Here is an 8,193-nt window from a genome sequence, read left to right as displayed (position 1 = left end):
CTGGTTGGAGCAACAACCACTTGGCTCGTGTGTTCCGGTCTGGTTGAGGCTGGAGTACTGGGATCAAGCGTATACCCCTTATTCGATGCGGCAAGAGCGGTAGGAAACCCGATAGTCATAAATGCCCTCTTCACAGGAACGATACTGTCCTGCATGGCAAGTGCCAACGGATGCATAACGGACTCAAGCAGGGCATGGTATGCAATGTCAAGGGATACTCTCATTCCTGAGATATTTGGAGTGCTTCATCCCAAGTATAAGACGCCATACAGGGCGATACTGTTTCTGCTTCCCATAGCAATAGCCTTCGGATACACTGGAATGCTGGACCAGGTGGTGACATTCTCAATACTGTCTGCACTTCTGGTGTACATAATGTCTGCAATAATGATGGTGAAATTCAGAAGGATGTACCCGATGGGAACAATACAGAGGGAATACGTATCACCCTTCCATCCGGTACCGTCAATAATACTGATGGTCATAGCCGTAATGGCAATAGTGGGAATGTACTTCGGATACTGGATAAACATACTTGGGGGGCTGGCATTCTATTTTCTTGCATCACTGTGGTTCAAGAAGAGAAGGGAACACTACATAGATTTCAACAGCTTCATAGGCAATGCAGATGCATGGCCGAGGGCTGAGGGATATTAAACTAATAAAAACAAATTCAATAATATAAAAATATGGGATGAATATTGAGAATAGTGGGCTTTTCTCAATATTCATCCCAATATTTTTATCGATCTGAATTGACTTAGAAGTTTAATCGTTTGAATTTCAACCTTTTCAAAGGTCGACAAATATGAAGTGTCTTGGCATGATATTTGCATAATATTTAAGTGAAATTAATAAAACTTTTGAGAGGAGATAATGATCAAAATGAAAGATTTTAATAAAATCAATTTTTTATCAATGAAAAGCATCAAAATTCGAAGCAGGCCAACTTGACTTCCGACGGCAATCTTGCTCTTGGCGAGGAGATTCTTAATTTGCTAGGGTATGAACTTGCCTGGAAAGAAAACGATTTCCCTTGTTGGCGACAACTTCGACTTGGTTAAACGGAAGTATACAACAAAGGCTTCTAGATCAATAATATTTTAAGAGCTGAGAATATAAATTCTGAAGAAGGAAAAAATGAGTTACTGATTTGAAATTGTCTGTGCATTTTTCATTTAATGTATAGGTGATTTTTCAACACCAATTCACAAAAAAATCAAAATATATGAGGAGAATTAGTTATGATGGAAATTACAGCATTTGCAATATTAATGGGGATTTTTGCAATATCAGACATAGTTTCTACAAAAACAGAAGCAAGATTTCCTACTTTATTTACAATAGCGGTACTAAGTATAGCGGGGTATTGGACTGGAATAATTCCAAGAGATTTATTCACTACTACGGGAATATCCGTTGCCATGGTTTACCTGGTTTATTATCTTCAATTGGCAAACATGGGTGCGTTAATAAGTATTAGTGAAATGCTTCAGCAATGGAGAACCATCGTCATTGCCGTGGCGGGACTTCTTGGTGTTATTGCAGGCGCTCTTGCCATAGGCGGAGTTTTGTTTGGAAGAGAAGTCGCTTTGATCGGAGCTCCTCCTCTGGCAGGAGGAATTGTAGCATATGAAATCATGAGGCAGGGGGCTGAAGCGATAGGAAGAAGTGACCTGGCTATAATGGCGCTTGCAGTATTTGTAATTCAGAGCTTTGTTGGCTATCCACTTACATCGTTTCTCCTGAAAAAAGAAGGAAGAAGACTGCTGGAAGATTTTAAACCGGGAGCAGTTGGTGGAATGAACGAACTATCGATGACGAAAGTGGATGAATGCACAGGAACTTCAAAGAAAGGTTTCCAGATCCCTCAAATACCTGCAAAATACAATTCACCTAATGTAATACTTTTCAAACTGGCAATAACCGGATTGGTGGGCATACTTATTACAAATGCCTTAAATGCATCGTTCAGACCGGAAGGCGGAGACTTCATATCAAGGTATGTTATACTGTTGATTGTTGGTGTTGTGTTCAGTGAAATAGGATTTCTTGACAGATCTCCAATAGCCAAATCAAATATTAGCGGATATACATATATAGTAATAGTTGGATTTGCCGTTGTTTCAGGATTAGCAAGTGCCACTCCGGAGGTAGTGTTTTCTATGATAGCTCCTACGGTAGGTATAGTTATATCCGGTGTTGCAGGTCTTGCTCTATTTTCCGGTATTGCAGGCAAGATTTTAGGTTATTCAAAAGAAATGGCAATTTCAATAGCATTGTCTGCTCTGTATGGATATCCGGGAACCGAAATACTGTCCAATGAAGCTGTTAAAGTAACTGCTAAAACTCCGGAGCAACATGAATTTTTACTGAACAGGATACAGCCTAAAATGATAATTGGCGGATTCACAACTGTAACTTTCGGTTCTGTTTTCCTTGCCGGAATAATTGTAAAGATGCTGTAGAGGGCAATAAACGAAATATCATAAATAGATAGCTGAAATAAAAGGAGAAATTGTATGTATCCAGAATATTTTATGAATGAAGCAATGAGACTTCAAGATTTCATAGTTGAAAACCGTAGAGAGTTGCACAAAATACCTGAAATAGGTTTGGATTTATTCAAGACAAGGGAATATCTGATGACAAAGCTTAGGGAACTGGAGCTTGAGCCGGTAGAATTGGGCGACGGCATAGTTGTTAACATCGGAGACCCCAAAAAAGGAAAAACAATCCTTTTAAGAGGTGACATGGATGCTCTACCGATAGAGGAAGAAGCTGATATTGATTTCAAGGCGACCAATGGAAATATGCATGCCTGCGGACACGATATACATGCCAGTATGTTACTTGCTGCAGCACAGATATTGAAACAGGTGGAAGAATCCCTTGAGGGAAATGTAAAACTGATGTTCCAACCTGGAGAAGAAACCTTGTCTGGAGCGAAGAGAATGATTGAGGTAGGAATTCTGGAAAATCCGAAAGTTGACGCTGCAATGATGATACACAGTTTTACTGGATTTGAGCAGGAACCAGGACGTATCCTGGTTCCTAAATCTGGAGCTGCAACACTTGCACCCGATGAATTCCACATAAACATAAAGGGAAGAGGCGGGCATGGAGCCATGCCGGAAAAATCGGTGGATCCTCTAAACATAGCATGTCATACTCATATTGCATTGCAGGAACTGGTGTCCAGGGAAATAAAACCTTCAGAAAAAGCCCTTTGTGTAGTGGGACATCTTTCCGGAGGAAAAGCATCAAATGTTGTGGCGGATACAGCAAAGCTGATTGGATGTATTAGAACAACCAACGAAGACACAAGGCAGTTTATGAAGAGAAGGCTTGAGGAGATTTGTGAAGGAACTGCAAAAACTTTCAGAGGGAGCGCTTCTGTAGAATATACTTTGGAATGCCCATCTGCAATAAATGATGAAAAAATGAGAGATTTCGGAATAGATTACGCAGAAACCCTTATAGGGAAGGAAAATGTTGGTAAATTAGGTTCTATCATGGATGATGACATGCTCAATGGTTCGGAAGACTTTGCATATATAAGCAGGGAAGTTCCCTCTTTCATAGGCATTCTCACTGCAGGAAATGCAGAAGAAGGCTTCAAATATCCTCATCACAATCCAAAAACGATTTTTGATGAATCAAAACTTTATGTAGGAGCTGCATATTATTCATACTTTGCGTTCAAGTGGCTGCAGGACAACAAGTAGGATTTACACAATAATTATTTTACAAAAAACGGAGGAAGAAAATGACAAAGATCATTGAAGAAAGATTGGCATCTGAAAAAGATGAGATAATGACAAATACAATCTATTTAGATGGCGAAAACCTCACCCTGGAGGAAGTGGTGCAGATATGCCGACATGGATTTAAAGTTGAAATATCTGAGGAAGGAAAGGAAAAAATCAACAGATCAAGAGCACTTGTTGAAAAGTTTCTGGATGAAGGCCGACCAATGTATGGTATCAATACGGGCTTTGGGAAATTCAGTGATATCAGCATTTCAAGCGACCAGCTTGAAGATCTGCAGAGATATTTGATTGTAGCAGATGCCGTAGGTATCGGCGACCCGTTTGATACTGAAGTAACAAGAGCAATAATGCTTTTGCGGGCCAATGCTCTTGTAAAAGGATACTCGGGAATCAGACTGGAAGTTGTTCAGACTTTGATAGACATGATTAACAAGGGAGTACATCCCCAGGTAAGGGAAAAAGGTTCCGTAGGTTCAAGTGGAGACCTGTGTCCTTTGGCCCACATGGTTCTTCCAATGCTTGGTATGGGAGAAGCGGAGTATAATGGTAAAGTGATGACAGGCAAGACTGCCATGGAGAAGGCTGGAATACCTACTGTAACGCTTCAGGCAAAAGAAGGACTTGCCCTTATCAATGGAACATGTGCAATGACTGCAGTTGCAAGTCTTGCAGTATATGATTCAATCGTACTATCAAAGACTGCGGACATAGTATGTATGTTGACAATAGAAGCCCTCGAAGGAATAACTGATCCTTTTGACAAGAGAATGCATATTGCACGCCCTCACAAGGGACAGATTGAAGTTGCCGAAAACCTTTTGAAACTTTGCAAAGACAGCAAGCTGACTACCAGACAGGGTGAGAAACGGATGCAGGATGCTTATTCACTGAGATGTACACCTCAAATACATGGAGCGAGCAGGTTGGCTCTAGACTATGTTGCAGGAGTTATTGAAACCGAAATAAACTCGGCAACAGACAATCCGTTGATTCTTGTTGATACTGAAGATGCATATTCGGGAGGAAACTTCCATGGACAGCCTGTTGCAATAGCAATGGATACCCTTGGTATCGCAATGGCTGAATATGCAAACATATCTGAAAGACGTATTGAAAGGCTTGTAAATCCAATGTTAAGCGGACTCCCGGGATTCCTTACTCCGGTAGAAGGTCTTTGCTGCGGATTTATGGTACCTCAATATGCAGCAGCGTCAGTAGTATCTGAAAACAAGGTGTTGGCTCATCCTGCTAGCGTAGACTCAATACCCACATCGGCAAACCAGGAAGACCATGTAAGCATGGGTACAATTGCCGCAAGGAAGGCGAGGACCATAATCAAGCATGCCCAGTATGTTCTTGGAATTGAACTTATCTGCGCATCCCAGGCAGTTGATTTCAAGGAACCTGAAAAGCTTGGAATCGGTTCAAGAAAAGCCTATGATATTCTCAGGGAAAGAGTGACCTTCATGAAAGAAGACAGGGTGATATATCCAGACATGGACAATGCTGCCCAGTTGATCTCTTCAGTAAAGGTATTGGAAGCTGTTGAAGAGGTAGTGGGAAAACTGAATTAAAATGGATTCAAACACAAGAAAGCGATGTTTTTAACAGACGTCGTTTTCAATTTTTTGATAAATAATAAAAGACTTTAATATAGAAGGGTTCATTAATAGTGGATTCGCAAGTCTTCATATCATGCAATAGTAGTCGTTGAAAGAGATTGCATGACTGAATAGGCCAATTATGATATAGTAAAATATATGTGAAAGTAATGCAGGAAGCTGAAATAAAATATATAAATAATACCATGTATAAGGGGGAAAATTAAAATGATAGATAAATACTGTCAGAGCATTAGAATTGAACAGGGTGGAATGAACAGTTGCCATAGTGAAAAATATTTATGTAAGGTGTGCCTATGAAACTTAAGGTTGCTGTATTCTTTTTTTACGAAGAAACCATACATTATTATACAACGATATTGAAACAAATATTTGAAGATTATGTAGACATTGAAATGCATCTTGTTGTAGGCATTGATTCTATTGTCCCGTTTTATGCGGATGTTGTTTTGAATACAGGGACATTCGTTGAACAGCCATTGCGCCAAAAATGCCTTAATTCAAAAGCGAAATTCATTAATATCAGTGTTACCATTGATGGTTCTTGTCTGGATGAGCTTAGAGAGTTGCCTCGTGGTTCAGAATGCCTGCTTGTAAGCTGTGACAATATTTATTCATGGAATACAATGGTTACATTAGAGCAGCTTGGAATTGATAATGTAAAGTTCATACCATATTTTGGGCAGAAATTGGACCTGAATGGTATTAATATTGCAACATATATGGGAATAAAGACATATGATCTGGAAGGAATCAACCGATATATCGATATTGGTTGGAGAATCATACATCCTTACGTAATAAGAAGAATTGGAGAGGAAGCAAATCTTTCTTCTGATTTCATTGAAAACAAGATTTCGAATTACGTTAAGGATGAAAGCAAGATACTCGATTATTGGAAATGTGTGATGATATCCAAAACAAGTGAATTCATCAAGGATCGACTGGAGCTTCTGGATTTTCTTGAAAATCCTACTATATTGATTAACGAACAAATGATGGTTTTAGGCTTGAATGAAAGTTTTCGCGATGAATTCCATATCGACATTGAAAGAATGATAGGGAATACACTTTTTTGCAGTGCGTTGTTGACGGAAATCAATGCTGCATGCACAGAAAATGGAGGAACAGGTATTTATCAATCGACTAATGGAAGGCAGTATCAAGTTGTTTTGAAACCTGCCGGGTCTTATGTGGTTGGTTTTTACAATCAAATTATTATTGAATTAAAGCGGGTTTTAATAAAAGACCAGTCAAACGAGTCCTGCTATAGATTTAAAGATATAGTTCATGAAAGCGAATCAATGAACCGTGTCATTGAACTGGCAAGACATTTTGCAAATACAGATTATACCATACTAATAGAAGGAGAGTCGGGTACGGGAAAAGAACTTTTGGCACATTCCATACATGCCGCTTCAAAAAGAAGCAGTTGGCCATTCATTGCAGTTAATTGCGGAGCATTTTCAGAAACCTTGCTGGAATCGGAACTTTTTGGATATGCAGGAGGCGCCTTTACAGGTGCACTGCGGACGGGCAAGAAAGGTATGCTGGAGGCTGCCAATGGAGGAACAATCTTTCTTGATGAAATAGGTGAGGCCAGTTTGAAAATGCAGGTAAAGCTTCTTAGATTTCTACAGGAGAAAGAGGTCAAGCCTGTAGGCTCGAATATAGTTAAAAATGTTGATGTACGAGTAATCTGTGCCACAAATATTGACATGGAAAAAGCCGTCTCGGAAGGTACTATTAGAGATGATTTCTTTTATCGGCTCAGTGCTGTAACTCTTTTTATTCCGCCTTTGCGCGAACGAAAAGAAGATATTGACCCATTGCTAAGGTCCTTTCTAGGCTGTGGAACATATCATCTGGATGAGAAGCTGCAAAATTTTTTACATAATTGGAATTGGCCGGGAAATGCAAGAGAATTAAAGGGATGTGCAGAATATATACTCAGCTTTGGTTCGATGTTTTTGAAATCATCTCATCTTCCTGAAAGATATCGTAAAAAAATTACAAAAGGCTTTCTGACATCTGAAAGCGATAAAACATCTTGTTTAGAGAAAGAAAAGAATATTGAGATTGAAATATTGAAGTGTCTGGAAAAAAATAGTATGGGTCGAAGAGGACTTGTGAACACGCTTTCATCCAAAGGTACTAAATTTTCAGAGTATGCAATAAGGCAAGCTCTGGAAAATTTAAAGGAGAAGGGTTGGATAACAATCGGTCGAGGACGTGAGGCTACAATGATAACAGAAGAAGGAAAAAAACAAATTCAATAATATAAAACTATGGGATGAATATTGAGAACAATGGGCTTTTTTCAATATTGCCTGCACTTCTGGGATACTAGAAATAAAGGTGAAAAAATCAAAATATGCAGAAAAGTATGAAACCTTAGTGCTTCGTATAAAATTTATACGAAAATTTGAAATAATCAACGTGCAAAATAAAGGCCTGCAGCGATTGTGCGTATAAAAATTATACTAATAATTTTAAAGGATATCGGAAGCAGGATGAAAAACGTTGAAAACACGTGACTTGGGAAAAACCAAAAGTTGGCACGGAACTTGCTCTATATAATTTCAAGTACTTAAAATTCGAAAATTATATTGGAGGAAGAGAAATGAGTTTAACTGAAAAGACAAACAAGCCTGAAATATTGTACGAAGTGAAGGCCCAGAGAGGACCGACTCTCAGATGCAAGGGATGGAAGCAGGAGTCGATCCTTAGAATGCTTGAGAACAACATGGAGAACGCGGAGATTCCCGAGCTTCTCGTAATCTACGGAGGAAACGGAA

Annotated in this window: 5 protein-coding genes and 1 pseudogene; all 6 read left to right on the top strand. The window is 39.3% G+C overall.

Going from position 1 to position 8,193, the window contains the following annotated elements:
* The coding region (locus BUB05_RS17975; protein ID WP_139258084.1) for an APC family permease at positions 1 to 657 on the top strand (657 nt) is incomplete at its 5' end.
* A gap of 587 nt (positions 658 to 1,244) precedes the next feature.
* Positions 1,245 to 2,468 (top strand): hypothetical protein, encoded by a 1,224-nt coding sequence (locus BUB05_RS17970; protein ID WP_073051119.1) that lies wholly within the window; start codon positions 1,245 to 1,247, stop codon positions 2,466 to 2,468.
* Between the two features lie 54 nt (positions 2,469 to 2,522).
* The gene (locus tag BUB05_RS17965) at positions 2,523 to 3,728 is read left to right on the top strand and encodes a M20 metallopeptidase family protein (RefSeq protein WP_073051118.1); all 1,206 of its coding nucleotides are present in this window, start codon (positions 2,523 to 2,525) and stop codon (positions 3,726 to 3,728) included.
* Between the two features lie 89 nt (positions 3,729 to 3,817).
* The gene (gene hutH / locus BUB05_RS17960) at positions 3,818 to 5,347 is read left to right on the top strand and encodes a histidine ammonia-lyase (protein ID WP_073051121.1); all 1,530 of its coding nucleotides are present in this window, start codon (positions 3,818 to 3,820) and stop codon (positions 5,345 to 5,347) included.
* A gap of 344 nt (positions 5,348 to 5,691) precedes the next feature.
* Complete coding sequence (locus BUB05_RS17955) at positions 5,692 to 7,674, top strand: sigma-54 interaction domain-containing protein (RefSeq protein ID WP_073051117.1); 1,983 nt, start codon at positions 5,692 to 5,694, stop codon at positions 7,672 to 7,674.
* A 344-nt stretch (positions 7,675 to 8,018) separates the two neighbouring features.
* Positions 8,019 to 8,193: pseudogene (locus BUB05_RS17950) on the top strand (urocanate hydratase); the annotation flags it as partial.

Origin of the sequence: Dethiosulfatibacter aminovorans DSM 17477, assembly GCF_900142005.1 — a bacterium.
GTDB classification, from domain to species: domain Bacteria; phylum Bacillota; class Clostridia; order Tissierellales; family Dethiosulfatibacteraceae; genus Dethiosulfatibacter; species Dethiosulfatibacter aminovorans.
The sequence above is the reverse complement of the archived record's forward strand: the minus strand, read 5'-3'. Positions and strand labels throughout refer to the sequence as shown.